The sequence below is a fragment of the Microcoleus sp. CAWBG58 genome (assembly GCF_020883045.1).
In the GTDB taxonomy this organism is placed as follows: domain Bacteria; phylum Cyanobacteriota; class Cyanobacteriia; order Cyanobacteriales; family Microcoleaceae; genus Microcoleus.
Genome location: NZ_JAHRFA010000041.1, coordinates 16,106 through 36,708, shown reverse-complemented (window position 1 = coordinate 36,708; position 20,603 = coordinate 16,106). Strand labels below are relative to the sequence as shown.

General features: G+C 45.3%; 18 protein-coding genes. 12 read left to right on the top strand and 6 right to left on the bottom strand.

Annotation, left to right across the window (positions count from 1 at the left end):
• Nucleotides 1–81: 81 nt before the first annotated feature.
• The 4 genes from QZ918_RS18880 to QZ918_RS18865 all read left to right on the top strand — a co-directional run bounded on the left by QZ918_RS18880 (nucleotide 82) and on the right by QZ918_RS18865 (nucleotide 3,735).
• Nucleotides 82–801, top strand: a complete 720-nt coding sequence (locus QZ918_RS18880) for a calcium-binding protein (RefSeq protein ID WP_293337591.1) — start codon at nucleotides 82–84, stop codon at nucleotides 799–801.
• A 339-nt stretch (nucleotides 802–1,140) separates the two neighbouring features.
• Nucleotides 1,141–1,689, top strand: a complete 549-nt coding sequence (locus QZ918_RS18875) for an arginase family protein (RefSeq protein ID WP_293337589.1) — start codon at nucleotides 1,141–1,143, stop codon at nucleotides 1,687–1,689.
• Nucleotides 1,690–1,832: 143 nt separating this feature from the next.
• On the top strand, nucleotides 1,833–2,339 hold the full coding sequence (locus QZ918_RS18870; RefSeq protein ID WP_293337587.1) for an arginase family protein: 507 nt from the start codon (nucleotides 1,833–1,835) through the stop codon (nucleotides 2,337–2,339).
• 610 nt (nucleotides 2,340–2,949) lie between these two features.
• Entirely contained in the window at nucleotides 2,950–3,735 is a 786-nt protein-coding gene (locus tag QZ918_RS18865; protein WP_293337585.1) for a calcium-binding protein, read from the top strand.
• A 199-nt stretch (nucleotides 3,736–3,934) separates the two neighbouring features.
• Here QZ918_RS18865 and QZ918_RS18860 read toward each other — a convergent pair whose 3' ends face one another.
• Together QZ918_RS18860 and QZ918_RS18855 are read right to left on the bottom strand one after the other, a co-directional pair.
• A complete protein-coding gene (locus QZ918_RS18860; RefSeq protein ID WP_293337583.1) occupies nucleotides 3,935–4,096 on the bottom strand; it encodes a hypothetical protein in 162 nt (53 codons plus the stop codon).
• A gap of 91 nt (nucleotides 4,097–4,187) precedes the next feature.
• Nucleotides 4,188–4,772, bottom strand: a complete 585-nt coding sequence (locus QZ918_RS18855; RefSeq protein WP_293337581.1) for a TetR/AcrR family transcriptional regulator — start codon at nucleotides 4,770–4,772, stop codon at nucleotides 4,188–4,190.
• A 140-nt stretch (nucleotides 4,773–4,912) separates the two neighbouring features.
• On the opposite strand from QZ918_RS18855, the gene QZ918_RS18850 reads away from it, so the two are divergent.
• Entirely contained in the window at nucleotides 4,913–5,392 is a 480-nt protein-coding gene (locus tag QZ918_RS18850) for a GNAT family N-acetyltransferase (RefSeq protein ID WP_293337579.1), read from the top strand.
• 117 nt (nucleotides 5,393–5,509) lie between these two features.
• Nucleotides 5,510–6,424, top strand: a complete 915-nt coding sequence (locus QZ918_RS18845) for a macrolide 2'-phosphotransferase (protein ID WP_293337577.1) — start codon at nucleotides 5,510–5,512, stop codon at nucleotides 6,422–6,424.
• 159 nt (nucleotides 6,425–6,583) lie between these two features.
• Here QZ918_RS18845 and QZ918_RS18840 read toward each other — a convergent pair whose 3' ends face one another.
• On the bottom strand, nucleotides 6,584–10,174 hold the full coding sequence (locus QZ918_RS18840; protein WP_293337575.1) for a WD40 domain-containing protein: 3,591 nt from the start codon (nucleotides 10,172–10,174) through the stop codon (nucleotides 6,584–6,586).
• 769 nt (nucleotides 10,175–10,943) lie between these two features.
• Between QZ918_RS18840 and QZ918_RS18835 the strand changes: the two genes are divergently transcribed.
• From QZ918_RS18835 to QZ918_RS18825, 3 genes are read left to right on the top strand one after another with little or no spacing between them, the layout of a single operon-like run.
• Nucleotides 10,944–11,090: a hypothetical protein gene (locus tag QZ918_RS18835; protein ID WP_293337573.1), complete on the top strand. Its 147-nt coding sequence runs from the start codon at nucleotides 10,944–10,946 to the stop codon at nucleotides 11,088–11,090.
• The gene (locus QZ918_RS18830) at nucleotides 11,087–11,875 is read left to right on the top strand and encodes a HipA family kinase (RefSeq protein ID WP_293337571.1); all 789 of its coding nucleotides are present in this window, start codon (nucleotides 11,087–11,089) and stop codon (nucleotides 11,873–11,875) included. Before QZ918_RS18835 ends, QZ918_RS18830 begins: the two co-directional genes overlap by 4 nt.
• Nucleotides 11,853–12,257 (top strand): DUF3037 domain-containing protein, encoded by a 405-nt coding sequence (locus QZ918_RS18825; RefSeq protein WP_293337569.1) that lies wholly within the window; start codon nucleotides 11,853–11,855, stop codon nucleotides 12,255–12,257. Before QZ918_RS18830 ends, QZ918_RS18825 begins: the two co-directional genes overlap by 23 nt.
• Nucleotides 12,258–12,612: 355 nt before the next feature.
• On the opposite strand, the gene QZ918_RS18820 is transcribed toward QZ918_RS18825, so the two are convergent.
• Nucleotides 12,613–13,017, bottom strand: coding sequence for a monooxygenase family protein (locus QZ918_RS18820; protein WP_293337567.1), 405 nt, complete (start codon nucleotides 13,015–13,017; stop codon nucleotides 12,613–12,615).
• Nucleotides 13,018–13,138: 121 nt separating this feature from the next.
• Here QZ918_RS18820 and QZ918_RS18815 point away from each other — a divergent pair, with 121 nt between their 5' ends.
• From QZ918_RS18815 to QZ918_RS18805, 3 genes are all read left to right on the top strand, one after another.
• Nucleotides 13,139–13,681 carry a PadR family transcriptional regulator gene (locus QZ918_RS18815; protein ID WP_293337565.1) on the top strand — a complete coding sequence of 181 codons (543 nt, stop codon included), beginning with the start codon at nucleotides 13,139–13,141 and terminating at the stop codon, nucleotides 13,679–13,681.
• A gap of 607 nt (nucleotides 13,682–14,288) precedes the next feature.
• Nucleotides 14,289–15,239 carry an ABC transporter ATP-binding protein gene (locus tag QZ918_RS18810; protein ID WP_293337563.1) on the top strand — a complete coding sequence of 317 codons (951 nt, stop codon included), beginning with the start codon at nucleotides 14,289–14,291 and terminating at the stop codon, nucleotides 15,237–15,239.
• A gap of 288 nt (nucleotides 15,240–15,527) precedes the next feature.
• Nucleotides 15,528–17,201, top strand: coding sequence for a hypothetical protein (locus QZ918_RS18805; RefSeq protein ID WP_293337561.1), 1,674 nt, complete (start codon nucleotides 15,528–15,530; stop codon nucleotides 17,199–17,201).
• A gap of 425 nt (nucleotides 17,202–17,626) precedes the next feature.
• Here the strand turns inward: QZ918_RS18805 and cruG are convergent, their stop codons facing one another.
• Together cruG and cruF are read right to left on the bottom strand one after the other, a co-directional pair.
• On the bottom strand, nucleotides 17,627–18,826 hold the full coding sequence (gene cruG / locus QZ918_RS18800) for a 2'-O-glycosyltransferase CruG (protein ID WP_293337559.1): 1,200 nt from the start codon (nucleotides 18,824–18,826) through the stop codon (nucleotides 17,627–17,629).
• A gap of 601 nt (nucleotides 18,827–19,427) precedes the next feature.
• Nucleotides 19,428–20,366: a gamma-carotene 1'-hydroxylase CruF gene (gene cruF / locus QZ918_RS18795; protein WP_293337557.1), complete on the bottom strand. Its 939-nt coding sequence runs from the start codon at nucleotides 20,364–20,366 to the stop codon at nucleotides 19,428–19,430.
• Between the last annotated feature and the right edge of the window lie 237 nt (nucleotides 20,367–20,603).

Sequence of the window (20,603 nt, the reverse complement as noted above, 5' to 3'; positions counted from 1 at the left end):
TTCGCAATTTGCAGATTGGTTCTGAACTTTGAGAACCAGAGAAAACAAGCAAACAAACTACAAATTTCAGGAGAAACTCCGATGGCAAAGCCAATTATCGGTACATCATTCAACGATACGTATTTGGATGGTACTAGCGGGGCTGATACAATCTACGCCTTAGCTGGTAACGACTCCTCATCTGGCGGGGCGGGCAACGATACGATGTATGGAGGGTCTGGCAATGATACCTTGTGGGGATACTCGGGCAATGACTTGATCTTCGGTGAAGAGGATAATGACTACCTCTATGGCGAACAAGGCGCGGATACCGTCTGGGGAGGTGCAGGCAATGATTATATCAACGGTAGCAATGGTTTATTCAATCTTACCGATTCTGCCGATCGACTTTACGGACAAGTCGGCAACGACACCTTAGATGGTTGGACTGGTAACGACACCCTTTACGGTGGATATGACAATGACCTCTTGCTTGGTTCCTTTGGTAATGACTACCTCGACGGTGACTATGGAAACGACAATCTTTATGGCGAACCTGGGAACGATACGCTGTATGGAGGTGGAGGGGCAGATAGGTTTATTTTCAACTCCACCCCCGCCTATGAAGGCATTGATTTGATCCAAGACTTTCATTACTGGGAAGGTGATAAAGTAGAAGTCTCCATCAGCGGGATGGGAGTGTCTTCAATCAATGATTTCCAATACAACAACAGCACTGGCGCCTTGTCGTTTAAAAACCAACAATTTGCCAAAGTGCCGGGTGGATTCCGTCCCAGTTCGGATATCGTTTTCGTTCCTTAGGACTCCTAGCCCTTGTTAGGAAATTCCTGGACGCATTAGCTAAAAGAAACCGGGTTTTTCACCTAATCTATGGACTTCAACCAATGATTTTGGTGAAAAACCCGGTTTCTGATTATTTGTGTGCCGAAAAATGAAAAATTAACATCCGTAAACCGTATTGCGGTATAATTATAATTCAATACCGTTTAGTTCGGAGCGTCCTGGGGGGTAAACCGCTATGAAAAATAGATATGGAGATTGCTTCGTTCCTCGCAATGACCATTTTAAGTAAACCGTATTGAATTATAACTTGGATTTTCAGCGCATGACTTGATAAAAAAAATCAAGCAATTTATAATTATGAGAGCCATTATTAGCCCATACTTTAAAGCTCAAGGCCCGTTACAAATGCTCTATAGAGGTCAATTTGTAAAGCATTACGATGTTGAATGCAGAGGTCAAGAAATCTATTTGGGTTTGATCGATGCGGAATGTGCTATTGAGTTTGTCTCAATGCCAGAAATTGGTGAATCAAATTTGCGTAAGTCAATCTCGTCTGTCCATGATGTTAAGTATATTGACTATCTCCAAAGCGCTTGGGAAAATTGGTCTAAAATACAGAATTCAAGTGCTGAAATACTGCCAAATATCTTCCCCAACCGACATATTGCTCGATTCAATGAACACCCTGTGGCTTTAGCAGGCTGGTATATCGGTGATGCTGCTGCACCAATTGGCGAAAATACGTGGCGTAATGCTTTGGGGAGTGTGTCGGCGGTGATTGAAGCGGCATCTCGATTAAAAAGTGGAGAGTTGTCTGTCTATGCCTTGTGTAGGCCCAGCGGGCATCACGCTTGTCAAGATATGGCAATGGGAATGTGCTTTTTGAATATACCTCTTGCAAAATAATTTTATGCTATAATAGAGGGTTTGGCTTAAGTGGAGCAGATTGCAGGTTAGATCGGCATTTTACAATTATGAGTTAGCTCTCAGGTCTAAAACCCAAAACCTTTAATTGTAACATAGATTTTTTTTGCAAGAGGTCTAATAATGTGGCGATCGCAGCTCAATTTCTACGCACGCAGTTTAGACGAGTCGCGATTCTTGATATTGATATGCACCACGGTAACGGCACACAACAGATTTTTTATCGTCGCGATGATGTTTTAACAGTATCAATTCACGGCGATCCGAGTAATTTTTATCCTTTCTATACGGGTTTTGAAGAAGAAACTGGTTCCGAACAGGGTGAAGGCTATAATCTTAACTTGCCATTACCTGCTGGTACAAATGAGATTTCTTACCTAGAAGCTCTCGATACTGCTAGAAATAAAATACTGGAGTTTGACGCAGAAGCCTTGATTGTGGCTGCTGGCTTTGATACGTTTAAAGACGATCCGCTGGGTTGTTTTGAACTTGAGTCTGGTTCTTATTGTGCGATCGGCAAAATGATTCGCTCGTTAAAACTACCTACCTTATTTGTACAAGAAGGAGGTTATTTTGTGCCCGCATTGCGAGAAAATGTTCGGCAATTAGTTGTAGGATACGAAACTATTTGAGTTTGCACGAACGGCATCAAGTTTATTTACGAACTGAGAGTTCTTTTTTCGGCTGCAACTCATAGAGTCTCTAATGGGTACTCTTTTTTGTTTTTAGATTACAGCATAAATTTCAGAATTACTAGATCGATATTTTTGTGAAAAGTCTAAAAGCCTTGTAAGTCAAAGCTTTTAAAATTAAAAAATCTTTTTTTTCGTAACATTTCTTAAGTGGCTAGCTTAAGTGGCTAACTGTCCTGGACATGATTCATGGAGTTGAGTTATTTTTTTGATGTGCTGATAAGTCGCAGCAATGTTTAAATTTGTCAGAACTCCAATCAAAAACTTGAGTCTGTTGATTGGCACTGCGACCTATAAATCAATACCGTTTACTTAAGACCGCCCTCGGGGTAAACTGCTATGAAAAATAGATACGGAGATTGCTTCGTTCCTCGCAATGACCATCTTCAGTAAACAAACAGTATTGACTTACAAATAGTCGGTTGGCAAATTCCATTCGACTTTACCTATTTGTTTGACTCCCAAAAAATGTAATCATTGAATTTTTAATTGTTGTCAAACACTTATAGTTTCATTATTTCAATGACAACTTATTATCAGGTAAGACATCATGGCTTTACAAACGGATCCATCGGAACCGCGTCGGTTAATTGGTGACAATACATCCGAAAATGTTTTTTTATCGATCGCAGATACCAATAATTTTCCTTTGGGAGTCTGGATGCTCGAAGGCGACGATACAATCAACAGCTCAGCAGCTAACAGTTTGGTGTATGGCAATGAAGGAGAAGACGTTCTCAGGGGAAACTCGGGTAACGATTCCTTATTTGGAGGCAGGGGGAAAGACTTACTAGGTGGAGAGGCTGGAAATGACTATCTCAGCGGAGGGCAAGATGCAGATTTGATTTATGGGTTTGGGGGAAACGATATTTTATTGGGCGGTAGAGGCAATGATTTCTTAGTTAGCGGTAATGGGTTTGACACTCTGATCGGGGGTTTGGGACGAGATATTTTATTGGGATTTGATGACAATGTTTCTGGGCCTAAAACCGGCAGCAACTTGTATGTTTTGCAAGCAGAACCCGGAGTTACAGATGTCAATAATGCGGATGTGATTAGCCTTTTCAGAGTTGGTTTCGATCGAATTGGATTAGCAGGGGGTTTGACTGCTGGCGATGTAGTTTTGGAAAACCTGACAAATGTGACAATTGTATTGGCATTTGATAGGCCACAAGTTTTAAAAAACCAAGGTCTGACAAGTTTACTAAATCCTGGCCCTATTGTAACGACAGGAACTCTCATCAAAGTTAAAAATTCCGGCAATATATTAGGTTTTGTTGATGGTGTAACTTCGGCACAGCTTCAAGGCAATATTACCTCGGTTCAAGGATTCTAATTTTTGATAACCACACGGTACTCTTGACTGGATAGAATCACTTTGTGCGGTTGGATTGGTTGCATCGTAATAATCGGGGCAAAGCATTAGGATACAAATCTAATTGAATTTATTTCAAAAATCATTGTCTGAATGCTTCTCCCTTACAACTATCAACTAAAAGAGGGCGGGCCCGCACCATCCACCGCCCCTACAACTCTCAACTGTTTACGATCGCCCCCAAGACTTCCAAAGTGGCTTTCTGAGCTTGTGTAATGCCCGTGACTCCGGTAATATTCATACCTTCGTAGGGGCGATCGGCGAACCAATCAATAGTCGGGTTTGATGTTTTAAAATATAGTTTCGGTCTATAGCACTTCAAAAATGTATTAGACCGCAACTGCGGTATAATTATAAGTTATGCAGCCTGGTTTGGTCGAGTTGGTAGCAATTGAAAACGTACTCATTGCAGTTCAAAATGACGATTGTAAGGAATTGATGTGTCGCCGCACGAGGTATTGTTGTTGCTCCGCTGAGAACTGCTCAGGGCAGATGACAACTCCAGTGCCAATGCCATCCACTAGCGCGATGAGCGCATTGGCTTCAAGGGTTAAATCAAGATCGCCTCGAATCAGCTTAGCTGTTTGTAAGTCAGCTAACTCTTGACAAATAACCTGACGTAAAGAGTCATAGCGTTTTCGGTGTTCCTGAACTAAATGTTCGCGCCCGATCGAATAACCCAAAAATGCCACCCAAACCTTCCAATCATCTCTATCAATAGACTCCATCGGGAGAGCCAAAAAAATCATTTTCTCTAGTCTCTCAGTTCCTTGCCATTGATCGGCACAGGCTTTCATATCTTCTACAATATTTTCAAAAACTTGTTCCAAAGCAAACAAAATGAGTGCTTCTTTGTCTCGAAAGTAGTGGGTGACAACCCCAGTCGAAGATCCCAGCTCTTGAGCGATCGCCCGCATACTGGTGCGATCCAATCCTTCACGGACAATCACCTGCCATGCTGCTTTAGCAACTTCAATACGGCGATCGTTAAAACTCATAACTCTCCTCGGTTTACAGCAATATGAAACAATCATATTGACACTTTATTACAACAGTTGTTATATTGTTTAAATTCATCACAGATGTTGTGATTTTCCCTCCAACGGCTGAACAGTTTTACACGTATACGGAGTTCGCTATGATTCGACCTACAACATCCGATGATACTTCTGCACTGATCGCTCTAGCCGAGGCATCTGGGCTATTCGAGCCGAACCAGACAGACGAACTCTCGCAAATGCTTGCTCAGCATTTCGATGGCAATGGTAATAGTCGTGACTTCTGGATCACTGACGATGATAACGGTCCGGTAGGTGTTGCATATGTTGCACCGGAACGAATGACTGAAGGGACTTGGAATCTGTATTTAATTGCTGTCCACCCTGACCGCCAGCGCCAAGGACGCGGTAAAATATTACTCGAACACGTTGAGCAAATGCTGGCAAATCGTGGCGAACGTGTACTGCTGGTCGAAACTTCCGATACTGAAGACTTTGAATACGTCCGGACGTTTTACCGCAAGAGCGGTTACGCCGAGGAAGCGAGGATTAGAGATTTCTATGCTGCTGGTGTTGATAAGATCGTTTACCTAAAATCACTGCATAAACCGGATGCATAACAATTCGGTTGCAGCGGATGGTCAAAAGCTGCTTCTGGGGTGGCAAAAGTTATCTGCCACCCCACCAGCGAGCCGTTATACAGCTAGAATCAAGCATTTTATTATGTAGCAAGTGACATGATTAAAAATGTAAAATCCCGACAAGAAGTGCTGGAGTTGTCTGATAATAACGGTTTGACGATCGAGGAAAGTTCCATTCACTTCAATGAATCGGGTCTGGATTTTCAAGTAGTGTTAGCAACGGACGTAGATGGAACACGCTGGATTTTACGTCTTCCTCGGCGGGAGGATGTTCTGCCATCAGTAGATAAGGAAAAACGAACGCTGGAACTGATTGCTCCGCTTCTTAGCGTAGACGTGCCGCGGTGGACGATTTGCACTAATGAACTGATTGCTTATCGGGCATTAAACGGTGTGCCAGCAGCTACGATCGATCCGGAAGCAAAAGCCTATGTGTGGGAGATTGACCTAGCGAACGTACCCGATCGCTTTCATGAATCGTTGGCGAGGGGAATCGTTTCGTTACATCAAGTTGGCGTTGAGCAAGCCCGAGCAGTGGGGCTTCCTGTTAAGACTGCTGAAGAAGTCCGTGTTGAGATGAAGCATAGAATGGATGCCGTCAAAAAGGAATTTGGTGTCGATCGGACGTTATGGGAACGCTGGCAGTCCTGGCTTCATAACGATGAAGTTTGGATGCGAGAAACGGTTTTAACTCATGGTGATTTACACGCTGGTCACATTCTGATTGATGCACAAACGCAAGTAACCGGATTTATCGATTGGACGGAGGCATCTGTCACTGACCCAGCGAGAGATTTTGTTGCTCATTACCGCACGTTTGGTCAAGATGCTCTCAATAAACTGATCTCGGCATATGGAGAAGCAGGTGGACACACATGGTCAAAGATGGCAGATCATGTCATTGAACTAAACGCCACTGCTGCTATAGACGTTGCGGAATTTGCACTAAAGTCGGGTTTGGATGAATACAGACAAATGGCTGTGCAGATGCTCTGCGAATCAGAGCAATAGATGTCTGAATAGCTGGTGGAATAAAATTGACTGGCAAATTCTGGGATTGTCGTATCCCTGTAGAACCATCCCGTTGCACGCCGATCGCATCAAGTAGATCGCTCATTCCACAAGATTGCTAGTTGTAGGATATTAAACCCGGATTTGGCATAATCCTGGCTAATTTACGATCGCCCCCAAGACTTCCAAAGTGGCTTTCTGAGCTTGTGTAATGCCCGTGACTCCGGTGATATTCATACCTTCATAGGGGCGATCGGCTTTGAGAGTTTTCAAGCATTCACCTGTATTGACATCCCACAGCTTAATCGTCTCATCCGCACTGCTGCTTGCCAGCACAAAGTCGCAATTTTTTGCCTCATTGGAGACAACGGGACGCCAAGCAATAGACCAAACTTGACTCGTGTGATCCTCTAGAATTTTCGTGCATTCTCCCGTACCCGCATCCCAGAGTCGAATTGTGCGATCGTGCGAACAACTAGCTAGCATTTCACCGTCGGGACTCCACACCACTGCCCTTATCCTATTGTTATGTCCCTGGAAAACTTTCAAACACTTACCAGTGTTGCTATCCCAGAGTCGGATGCTTCCATTCTGCGAACCGCTAGCAAGGATTTTGCCATCAGGAGTCCAAGCTACAGATTCCACCCAGTTGTTATGTCCTTGCAAGATATTTAAGCATTCGCCGCTGCTGCTATCCCAGAGTCGAATAGTTCGATCGTGACCACCACTAGCAAGGATTTTACCATCGGGACTCCAGGCTACACTGGTAATCCAATTGCTGTGTCCCTGCAAGATTTGCATGGATTTCCCCTGGTGAATATCCCACAAGCGAATGTTCAAGTCGCCCGCTGCACTCGCAAGAATTTGACTGTTAGGACTCCAAGCGACAGTCCATACCCAGGACGCATGACCTTGCAGAGTTGTCAAGCATTCGCCGCTGCTGGGATTCCAAAGCTTGATATCGCAGTCATCGGAACCACTGGTGAGGATGCTGCCATCGGGACTCCAAGCTAAACTCCAAATCCAATTGCGATGCCCCTGCAACATTTTCAAACACAATCCTGTGTCGGCATCCCACAACCGAATCCGACTGTCGGCACTGCTACTGGCAAGGCTGCGCCCGTCGGGACTCCAGGCTGCGGCAAACATGGAATTGCTGTATCCCTGGAAGGTTTTGAAACTGCGGCAATCACTCGATCGCTCGCCGTATACTTCCCACAGTCGCACAGTTTGGTCGTGGGAACCGCTGGCGATGGTTTTGCCGTTGGCACTCCAAGCCACAGTCACAGCCCAAATCGAGTTGGTGTGTGCATCTAAGGTTTGCAAGCATTGACCGATTTCTGTATCCCAGATTGTGATGTTATCGCCTCCACTGGCAGCGGCGAGCATTTTGCTATCGGGACTCCAAGCGACTGAGAATACACCGGAATCATATCTTTGCAAGGTTTTGAGACATTGACCGCGATCGGCATCCCAAATCTTCACATTGCCATCTTCGCTACCTGTGGCGAGTATTTCTCCATCGGGGCTCCAAGCCATAGACCAAATTTCACTGTTATGTCCGGATAAGATATTGAGGCACTCACCGCTGTGGATATCCCAGAGTCGAATGGTTCGATCCAAGGAGGCATTGCCGAGGATTTTACCGTCGGGACTCCAAGCAACAGACGAAATCCGATTGCTATGTCCCTGGAAGATGTTGATACATTCTTGGGTACGAGTATCCCAGAGTCGAATTTCGCGATCGTCCCCAGCAGCGAGGAGATGTCCGTTCGGCTGCCATGCTAAGCTTCTGACGGTGGCTTGATGTCCTTCCAAAATTACCAAACAATTGCCAGATTCAATATCCCAAAGCCTGATGCTGCGATCTTCACCTGCACTGGCTAGCATTTGACTGTCTGGACTCCAAGTAATTCCCCAAATCCAACCAAAATGCTCTCTCAATATCCCCCTGCATTGTCCGTCAGCAACCTGCCAAACTGACACTATATTGTTGCTATCGCCGATCGCCAATAGTTGACTGTCCGGGCTGAAAGCAACTCTTAAAATACCGCCTAAAGGCTGAGTAAACCTGGCTTTTGACAAATCGGAATGGGCAAAATTAACTCGATGGAGATTGGCATCTTGAAAATCTGCTTGCCAAATACTGAGATAGGAAAAATCGCTGTCGCTGAGGTCAACTTCCAGGTGTCGCAACAGATTGATGATGTTACCGCCCGCATATCCAGTTTGATTTGGACACTCGGTTTGCAGGCGATATAAGATTTGATGCAATTGATAAACAACGTCTTTTTTTGAGCCTAACTGGTTCAGCAACCGGGCGATCAGTGGCGTTACAATGATGCGAATTTGGCTGTCTCGAATATAGTCTTTGTCCTGTGCTTTCATCAGGGCATAGGTTTGCAACAGGGAAGTTGGGGACAAGGGAGTAGGGGATAAGCTGTCTGCAATCTCCTCACAAACTCGATCGATCAGCGTCTGCGTGACATATTCCATCACCACAGGTTGTAATGTAAACTGACCTGCGTTAGTTTCAATCAACGATCGCCATTTCAAAGTTTGCAGGGCTTCCATCAACTGCATTTGGGATACGCCGGCATTCAAATCTTCTCGAAGTTGGGCAAACGAAACCCATTCGCGATCGATCGCCAACCAGCACATGACTTGATTCTCTAAGATTGAAAGACGACTGCATTGTTGTTGAATCAAATCTGAAACATCACCAAATACAGTAACGTTTTGTTCGAGAAAAAGAGCAATATTGCCGCTGAACAAATCTCGAATGGTGGTGGCAACGATTTTTAATGCCAAGGGATTGCATCGATAGCGATCGCACAACTGGTGTTTTTCACTGTCCGATCCAGTTAATCCCGTCACCTCAATCAATGCTTCGGAGGCTTCGGGAGAACCGCCCAAGGACAAGCTTTGTACAGCCAATTCGCCGGCTTCCGATTGAGCGAATTGAGGGCATTTTTCCCGGCTGGTTAACACCAAACAGCTTTGATGGGGAGTCTCGGCCACCACTCGCAGCATTTCTCCGTAAGCTTCATAACCGTGACGGTATTGTCCGCTGCGATCGCCAGGTTGTGACAAGCTTTCGGTATTATCTATAACGAGCAGACAGCGATTATTTCGCAGACACTCAATCAAGCTGCTAATTTCAGGTTTTGTATCCTGTTGTCCTGATAGGAATGAGACTAATTCCGCTAAAAACATTTCCGGCGGCGGGGCATTGCGGAGACTTCGCCAAATGACGTAGGTAAATTGGTTTTGTAGCTGTTGGGCCAGTTTGACAGATAAAGCGGTTTTGCCGATGCCACCAATCCCAAAAATACCCACCAACCGACAATTATCTTGTAGAATCCATTGGGTGAGGGTGGTAAGTTCTGCGGTACGCCCGTAAAAGCGGGAAACATCTATGGCTTCTCCCCAATTTTGGGCGATCGACTTTACGGGTTCTCGTTGTGGGGCTTCGGGTTCTGGCTGGATGTAGTCTTGCTCGGTTACAGTCAGGTTAAAGGCGCGAAATAGCTCTTCTAGGGTTTGGCGATCGACTGCTGCTTTGCCACTTCGCAGTCGTCCGATCGATCGAGCACTGAGCCCTGTCAAATTGCTTAATCGCTCCAATGTGTAAGCAGAACCGCCATTTTCAGCAATGGCTAATTGTTCCTGGGTATTCTGTAGACGCTGCAAACCCCAATCTGAAAGAATCACGCCTCGGCGCTTGCGCTTTTGTGGCAGTTTAGTCATATCTTAAATTTCAACTATTCCAACTTGAACTTAGGACTTGTGGTTGAATTCGTAGTGCCATTAAAGAGCGATCGCTCTTTCTAACCTCAACCTATCATAAGTGACTTAGTTTTCGTTTACTTTTGCTTTGCAACTTATCCCCAAAAATACGAGGCTCGGCAAAGTGTCAGTAATTCGATTGCATATCTTGACAATTTAAAGGCAATTTTTGTTCCGGCGTTAGTTCAAAGTGCTAAGCAAACATTAGATGAACTTGGTTTATGAAAAATAAATATCGGGTTTGTAGTGAGGACTTTAGTCCTTCTTCTGTCAAGGACTAAAGTCCTCACTACGAACCTTTTTTACTAGGGTAATCGAGCGGACACGATCTCAAGAAAACCGCATAATACCAATTATCTAAAATTGTGCAACAGTCTTCGACCCCCCCTAGCCCCCCCCTTGCTAAGGGGGGGGACAAGAATACTGTTATTTCGTTTAAAATTGGTATAATTTACGCGATCGATAAACCTCGTACATTCCAAATAGGTTTGGGCGCGATATTTTTGTCAGAAACCAGGTTGCTTTAGTCGCGTGTGCAAGTCGTCAAGATACCAGATTCGCGTTTGTAGTGAGGACTTTAGTCCGCAGAAATGATGCGGACTAAAATCCTCACTACGAACCTTTTTTACTATGATAATCGAGCGGACACGATCTCAGGAGAACCGGATAATTTACGCGATCGATAAACCTCGTACATCAATAAATTGTTAATTCAGGAGATGCCGCTCCGATGGCTCAGACTAATGATGAGTCGATCGCACTTGCGATCGCGATTACCGCTATTCCTCAAAAAAACCGGCGTTGCGTTAGAATCAATCGTGGCGAATTATTCAATCCAAAATCCAGAATCCAAAATCCCAAATCCAAAATAGCATGAGTCTCAGCTTGCGAACAGTCACTGCTACCAGATATGTCACTCCCTTGCGCGAGGGTGGCTCGCTACCGGCGATCGTCGAAGCAGACGATGATGGTATGTACGTGCTCAAATTTCGCGGTGCGGGCCAGGGAGTAAAATCTTTAATTGCAGAGCTCGTGGCGGGGGAAATTGCTCGCGTTTGCGGGCTACCAATCCCCGAAGTCGTGTTTGTGGAACTCGATCGCGAACTCGCACGCACGGAACCAGATCCCGAAATTCAAGATTTAATTCGCGCCAGTGCAGGCCTCAACCTCGCCCTCGACTATCTCCCTGGTTCCATCACTTTTGACCCGATAGCGGACAAATCTAATGCGGATCTCGCCTCGGAAATCGTCTGGTTCGATGCTTTTGTCACCAATATCGATCGCACGCCGCGCAATGCAAATATGCTGATCTGGCACCGCCAGCTTTGGCTGATCGATCACGGGGCAGCCCTCTACTTCCAACATACTTGGAAAGATTATCTCTCCCGCAGTCGCGATCGTTTTCCGGCCATCAAAGACCACGTTTTGCTGCGCTTTGCGAGCAAGTTGGAAGTGGCAGATTTAAAAATGACTCAGATCCTAACGCCAGAAATTATTCGCAGCATCGTTGAATTAATTCCTGATACTTGGCTGGTTGAAAATTCCCCTTTTAGCGATAGCAACCAACATCGGGATGCTTATATTGAGTATTTGCTAAACCGACTAGAATCACCGCACATTTTTTTGGAGGAAGCGATTAGTGCCCGATCGATGTCTGTATGATTATGCGATTATCCGCGTGGTTCCGAAAGTCGAGCGCGAAGAGTTTGTTAACGTCGGTGTTATTGTTTCCTGCGGTGCCAAAAAATTCCTCGAAGCCCGCATCGAAATTGATGAAAGTCGCTTGAGGGCGATCGACTCAACCTTGGATCTGGAACTGATTCGCCACCACCTAGCCGTGATTCCTGTCATTTGTGCGGGCGCTAAGGAGTCTGGTGCGATCGGTCAACTTCCCCACAGAGAGCGGTTTCACTGGCTGGTAGCGCCCCGCAGTACGATCGTTCAGACATCACGGGTACACACTGGTTTTTGCGAAAATCTCCCAAGTGCGATCGAACATTTGCTCGATCGAATGGTGCGCCCTTCAGTCGATCGTAGATTGTAGATTTTAGATTTACTTTTTTTGGGTAAAGATGAGAATACAAGAGTAAAAGCAGATCGAGTTAATTGATTTTATATCATGTCCGCTAGATTACTATAACAAACAACTGTTCGTAGTGCGGACTTCAGTCCGCAATATGCTGCGGACTGAAGTCCGCACTACGAACGATTTTGTTTTCAGATCGCGGACGGTTGCATCATAATATATTTGGATTAAAGCAGTGCGAGCATCCCCGCTCGCGTGCTTTATAAAGCACGCGAGATAAAGCACGCGAGCGAGACGCTCGCACTGAAAGAAAAAATGCTTTTTACCAAATTGGGATGCTTCCCGAATATCGAGCTACTTGGGACGTTATTGCTCATTTTGCAAAACCAGGATAAAGCATTGCCATCCCTTGCGGTTCGTGGCTGTATTTCCCACTTTGCGAAGGTTTGTATGTCTCGTTATACAAACAGAGACTATCAGGATTTTTCACCACAAACTGCATCATCCGCCGGTGGGCTTCACCTCGGAAAAACTGTTTCAGATCGGCTTCTGAATGCCAGTAACTTACCATAATCACTTCCTTTGGCCCGCAAATTCCTGCTTTAACTTGCACGCAGCCTTCAGCTTTACGAGTCGAAGTGCCGATCGACAACAGATTTTTCCACATCCAGAAAAAACCCGCGCGATCGCGTGCCACAAAGCCGTTGACAAACACCACTGCCTCCGGGCGATCGGGCAAATCGATCCCGTATATGGAATATCTGTTTGCATTTGCCATTTTCAGACTCCTTGACAATCTTGCTACCTGGAAGTTACATATTCAATATTACGACTATTCATTAAATTGAATATGTTGCCTAGTGTATATTCAACTTATTGAGTATGTCAACCCCCAGCCTATGTCTCTTAGCTATGCCATTCTGTCAGTCTTAGTAAGCGCACCCAGCAGTGGTTACGACCTAGCCAAGCGCTTCAATCCCTCTGTGGAAGGATCGGTTGGTTTTTTTTGGAGTGCCAGCTTCCAGCAGATTTACCGAGAATTGAGCCGCCTGGAAGAAAAGGAGTTGCTGCAAGCCGAATCCGTACAGCAGGAAAATCGACCCGACAAACGTGTCTATACGGTGACGCGATCGGGCAAACAGCAGTTGTCTCAATGGATTGCTGAGTCGGAGGAGATGGCACCGATCAAGGATGAGTTACTCGTCAAACTCTATGCTGGCAATCTGGTTTCTTCTCAGATAATCGTGGCAAAACTCGAAGCGCACCGCCAGCAACACCAGCAGCGATTAATGATTTACCAACAAATTAAAACTCAGGAATTTACAAATCCCCAAAAGTTGTCAAACAGCCTAAAATTTCAGTACATCACGTTACTGCGCGGAATTCACTACGAAACAGGCTGGCTAGCTTGGTGTGACGAGATTCTGCTGTTGCTGCAATAAGTGCAAGATGAAAGCAATAATTTAAGTAAGTCGGCGTAAATAATTCAAGGTTTGTAGTAAGGGCTTTAGCCCTGTTTTGAGGGCTAAAGCCCTCACTACGAGCAAATTGAGCGTATTTTAAAATTACTTAACATACTTTCTCTTATTACTGCCTACTTACTTACTAAAATTAGACTAGATTGCAAAATCGTAAAAAAACCTGAAATTATCTGCGTTTATCTGCGTTTATCTGTCTGACATCTGCGGTTGAAATATCGACTGAAAACTTATGCAATAAATCTCTTGTAAAATGTTTATATTTTGCACTTCAATTAGCGAAACTTTTGCTAATTGCGTTAGCAATTTTTGACTGAAATAACAAGCTCTTTTAGTTTTTATATTTGGGACTGACTGGCGTCCCCAGCCAACAAAAACTGGATTATTTTTGAGATTTGATTTAAATACTGAGCGATCTTATTTTCAAACATAAATCGCATTTTTTTGAAAATTTAATTGTTAATTTTCCGCAATCGTCCTGACAACTGCTGTATCAAAAGGCTAAGCTAGTTACAAGCTTAAACTTCTGAGCTAGAGACAAACCGCAGCCAATTTCACTCGCCTTTTAACTATGGCAAAAGAATTAGCAATAGACACTCGCGGACTTACCAAACAATTCGATCGCCATATTGCCGTCAATGACATCGATTTGCAAGTCGGCGCCGGGGAAATCTGCGGCCTCATCGGCCCCAACGGTGCGGGCAAAACTACCTTGCTGCGAATGTTGGCCTCCGCTGAAGAACCTACTACAGGGGAAATTTACATCAACGGCAAGCGCTTGTTGCGCGATCGATCCAACCCCACTCTCAAACAGCGCATCGGTTTTCTTCCCGACGACTTTCCGCTTTACGACGATTTGACTGTTTCCGATTATTTAGATTACTTTGCCCGACTCTACAACCTGCGGCAACCCCGGCGCAGAGAGCGCATCTATGCAGTTTTAGAACTCGTGCAATTAACCAACAAGCGCAACAGCTTAATTTCCACTCTGTCGCGGGGAATGAAGCAGCGCCTGAGTTTGGGGCGCACGATCATTCACGAACCGCTGTTGTTGCTGTTAGACGAACCAGTTTCGGGTTTAGATCCGATCGCGCGATCGCAATTTCGCGAAATCATCAAATGCTTGCAACAAGCCGGCATGACTGTAGTCATATCATCCCACGTTCTCAGCGATTTAGCCGAACTTTGCACCTGGGTAGGGATTATGGAATTGGGCTATCTTGTCGAAAGTGCCCCTTTACAAGAACTTTACAAACGCCTCGGAAAACAGCAAATTTTCCTGTCAACTTTGGGCGATTTAGAAGCACTGACATCCGAACTCAAGAACTTTCCTTGGGTTGAAAGTTGGGAAATAGTGCCGGAAACTCAGCAGGTGTGCGTTCATTTTTCGGGAAGCCGGGAAGATGCAGCAAATTTATTGCGCGAACTCGTCAATGCTAATATTCCCCTCACCGAATTTCACTGCACTCAAGAAGACTTAGAAACTATCTTTCTGAAAATGGGACACAAACAAGCATCTTAGATAGCCTTGGACGCAGGGGCATCGAAAACCGGTTGTTTTACCAAAATCTGCGATCAAAGTCGCGAGACTCACAAAAAACCCGGTTTCTTGGGTCTCAATGCGTCCCAGACTATTAATATCAAGTCTGCTAGATTAGCATAACAATGAAAGTCCGCAAAAGCGCATTTCAGTCTGCATAATGCGGACTGAAGTCCGCACTACGAACCAATTTTATAACGGTCAATCGACCGGACGCGATCTAAATCTCACAACTTCCAATTTTTCACTTACAACTCAAAACAATTAGCTATGACTCTCAACTTGCTAGACACAATCGGTAACTGGAATTCCCAGTTATTTCGAGAACTTAAAGGCCGGCTGAAAATGGGGCATATTGCGATCGCCAGCGTCCTTTCCCTCAGCGGTCAACTGGTGCTATTTTTGTCGTGGAGCAGCCAGATACCCGTTCCGCCCGCTGCCACCAATTACCAGTACCCGACTCATCACAGATTCTGCACTGGATTTGATGGCAATGCCAAAGGTGATTCAATCAAGTGTATCAAAGATGCGGCAGGAAATTTCATCATTCACTGGCCGTCTTGGTGGCTAGAAATATTCGTTTACCTGAGCATATTTAGTGCGATCGTACTTTTCGCAGCCGGCACTTATATGCTCGTCAGTGACTTAGACAAAGAGGAACGTCGAGGCACACTCAACTTTATTCGCCTCAGCCCCCAATCTGCCACCACAATTTTTCTCGGCAAAATTCTCGGCGTCCCAATTTTATTGTATCTGGCAGCAATTCTTGCTGTACCGCTACACCTGTACAGCGGATTAGCAGCTCAAATACCCCTGCATCATATTTTAGGTTTCGACATAGCAATGGTAGCTAGCTGTGCTTTATTTTACAGCGGCGCCATGCTATTTGGTTTAACAACCAGTTGGTTGGGAGGGTTTCAACCTTGGCTGGCTAGTGTTGCGGTTTTGGGTTTTCTTACCACAGCTTTTAATGCACCATCCATCGGTAATGCTGGCGACTTGTTAACATTTTTATCTCCGGCTGCTGTCTTGAAACAGGTAGTTTATCAAGTTAATCAGTCATCCCATTCTAACATTAGCTGGTTGACTGGAGAGATCGATCGTGTGGAATGGTTTCATTTGCAGATTGGCAAAAATTTTGTATCTTCTACTGCCCTATCTTTATTAATTTGTGTAGTAGCAACCTACTGGATGTGGCAGGGATGGCAGCGTCGCTTTCCCAACCCCACCGCCACTGTTTTGAGCAAGCGACAAAGTTATTTGCTGGTGATTTCCTATCAGTCAATAATTTTAGGATTTGCACTCCAATCAAATAAATACTCCCTTGATGAAATCGTCTGTTTGTCGATTCCAAATTTGATGATTTTCTTAGCTTTGATTGCGGCTTTAACCCCGGAAAGACAAGCCTTGTACGATTGGGCGAGGTATCGCAGACAAATAGTTCCCACTGGCAGTCAGAAGCTGTGGCGCAAATACCCGATTCTCGATTTGATTTGGAGTGAAAAAAGCCCAGCATTAATTGCCATAGCAATCAATCTTCTCAGTTCTACGGTGATTTTAATACCTTGGCTGCTGGTGAATCCCTACGCTTTTCCCGCCACGATCGCCTTTATCAATCTCATCCTGATTTACGCGGGTATCGCTCAGCTATTCATGTTCGCAAAAATCCGAAATCAGGCAGTTTGGGCGACTTGTACAGTCGGAGGTGCAATCCTTTTACCACCAATTATTTTGTCTGTACTTTCCTTCTACCCAGCAAAAGCTCCTTTCATGTGGCTGTCTTTAGTATTTCCCATCTTTGGATCTTCACTCGATGGGTCAATATATACGATTTTGCCCGCGATCCTGGGACAGTGGACTGTGTTGGTGCTGCTGAATCTACAATTGATTCGGCAACTCCGTATCGCTGGGGAATCGGCATCTAAAGCTTTGCTGAAGGCTTGAAAAAATAGAAAGGCGGTTTCAACAGCCTGCTATTTTGGAAAGGGACACTCCAAGATTCCAAGGAGTGTCAACTTAAGACTCAAACCCGTGAGAAATCTCGTTTATATCCGAGTCCAGATCCCCCTAAATCCCCCTTAAGAAGGGGGACTTTGAGTATACTAGACTTGAATTGCAAAAATCGGAAAATACCCTGAAATTATCTGCGTTTATCTGTGTTGATATGTTTGACATCTGCGGTTTCTGGATCGATCGAAGACTTGTGCAAGATGTCTACTCTTGTTCCCCCCTTCTTAAGGGGGGCTAGGGGGGATCGAGATTTAATAGTCAAACAGCCGTCTCTGATTCACATTAAATTTGTATTAAATCTTATCAAGCTGTTTGGGTAAATTCAATCCTTTATTCTGATATTTTGAAGCACTCAAAAGTTAACTATACTTGCGGCCGCGCCACTGAGTCGGCTGATTGAATGCAGAAATTAGAATTCGCAAAAATGCCAAAGGATCGGCTAAGGGTGACAGCCAAAACAGCCATTTACCAGAAGCTTGGGTTCGATCGTATGAAGGAGCGATCGCAAAACACAAAGCCGATCGCACTGCAACCAAAAATACATTCAATCCCCACAGCCCAAACTGCCCAGATACAGCGATCGCAGGTAGGGAACCAGATAGCAAATACCACAGGACGATCGGCACCGGCAAACCTTGAACCGCAAACAACAGCCACAAATCGCCCCAAATTTGACCGCCAGAAGCAGCATCTTTGAGATCGAGCGATCGCCCCCACTCGTTCCAAGTCTCGATCGCCCCCTCATACATCCGCACCTTCAAGACTTTCGCCCCGTCCAAAAATCCCACCTTAAAGCCTTTAGCAGCAGCATAGCGAGCCAGAGTCACATCATCGCAAAAAGAACCTTTTGCCACTTCATAGCCCCCTAAAGCCACCAAAACCTCGCGCTTGCAGAGGAAACACTGACCGTTTGCCATCACCCGTTCCGGGACATCTCCGCCGGTTCCCGTGGGGCCGAAGCGATACACCAAAGTCATTAACAGGGCAGGTTGCAGCCACAACTCGCCCGGATACTTGAGAATGAACTGCGGCGATAGCGAAATCAAATCATAATTTCCCGCAGCAGCAGTTTTGAGCAAACTTGCGATCAAACCCGGATGGGGCTGAGTATCCGCATCGATGCCCAAAATCCACTCGCACTTCTGGGAACTTGCCAAAAAACCCCAATTCAGCGCCCACGGACGCCCCACCCAACCAGGCGGTAACGGATCGTCGTTAATTAAGCGAAACCGGGGGTCTTTTTGCGCCGCAGCCTTGACTAAATCTCCGGTTCCATCTACCGAATAGCTGTCAACAACTACCACCTCTCGGAGCTCGTAACTTTGGTGGCTCAATCCTTCCAAACAAGGTGCAATTCTTTCTGCTTCATTCAAAGTCGGAACCACCGCAGTACAAGCACCCAACAAGTCCAGCGTCGGCGAATCTGGTTCTAGGGGCGGGATGCGCGAGGGGCCTTTAATTAACCGCGACATTAAAAGGGCGGTGGCGGGTAATTGCAACAGCAAAAGTGCGGCAGGGATGATGGTTGTCAGGAGATTTGGAATATTGGGAGAAATCATATCTATTTTAGATTTTAGATTTTCAATTGAAGAATTGGGAATTACGGCTGGTGTCAATTTAAAAAATTTAATCAACTTTTCATATCATGTCCTATCGATTACCACAACAAAAACGGTTCGTAGTGCGGACTTTAGTCCGCAGCATCAGAGCGGACTTAAGTCCGCACGCGCGAACCTTACTTATTGAGGTTAATCGACGATCGGACACGATATAACCTCAAACATATTAACGGTTCGTAGTGCGGACTTTAGTCCGCAGCATCAGAGCGGACTTAAGTCCGCACGCGCGATCCTTAACTTATCGCGGTTAATCGACAGGACACGATATAACCTCAAACATATTACAGGAATTTGGCATGAAAATATAATTGCTGAAAAACCCGGTTTCTTATAATAAAAACCGGGTTTTTCAATTAGCTCAAAATTTCCTGTGAATTTTTGCCAAATTAGCAGTGAGCTCGTGTCCGCTCAATTACCATAACAAAAACGGTTCGTAGTGCGGACTTAAGTCCGCAGCCTGAGTGCGGACTTAAGTCCGCACGCGCGATCGAATATTATTGCAGTCAATCGACCGGAAACGATATGATTCCTCATCAGCCGCTTACTTCCGCAAAGCGCCTACGCGCTGAGATGGAATTTCAGCTTTGAGAGCAGATTCCAAAGACGGAATTGCTTCTGTTAAGTCATCTGCTGCGGGTTTAGCGATCGAGCTTAATACGATCGCCGGAACTACACCCAAAAGCACAGCTAGCGATGTCGGGAACCAGAACCGAGAATCCAAGGAAGTGACAGTTATAATCGCTCCGAAAGCAAAGTTTACCAAATAAACAATTAAAGGCAAACTCATTTCCGATCGCTCTAATTTTATCGAAGTTTTTCTCCACAAGAAAGCTGCTACAGACATAAACAGCGCCCCGGTGCCCATCCAGCCCGCCAAATTGCGGTAAGGCATCCCAAAGAAAGCGCCAAGTTCTTCAAATTCCCAAAAAGGTACAGAAGTTTGACTCATCGCCGGATCTAGTACAAAATCCCAAGCTGTCAATAATAAAGCGCCAAGGGCGATCGCGCCTATTTGGCGCACCCAATTCAATTCGCCTTTACCGCCAGCCAGTCCAGCGCGAGCAATTATATATGAAACCAGTCCTAGATAAAACCACGACATGGGAATTGTAAACGGCACCAGCCCTGCAATTTTGTAGCCCAACCCGCTTAAATAGTGGTAATGGCCGAAGGGAAAACCGGTACTCGTTCCCAACAACTCGCTACTCAAAGATAAAAACACAGAAGGCAGCAAAAATGTCAGAGTTGCACCCAGCCCCAACGTCCGATAGGCATAGAGAGCAACCGCTGCTGCGCCAAAAATGATATAAACTACTCCACCCCCAGCCATCCCCCATTGGAACAAAGTTTGTCCGGCGGGCGATAAATTCATCACAAATTCGGGATGGGGTAAAATCAGCAGCAACCCTGCCAATCCAAAGGCCATTGACAAGACGTGGGCAATCAGGCAAAAGCGCTCAGCTATCAAAAGTTGCTTCATGGGACTCCTCGAAAAAATATTAGATGCAGAAAGCACTCGTTACAGTTTACAATTTTTTACAATAAACCAACACCAATAGGGCACTGGCATTTTTCCAAGATTTGCGCCCAAGCCCGAGAAACCCAGTTGCTGATTGACTGTCTGGTTGCAACAAGCCCAGACAAGATTGCAAAAATAGCTGGGAAGCACCCCAAAATAGGTACGTTGTTGGGATGCGAGCCCTCTTTCACAGATCTA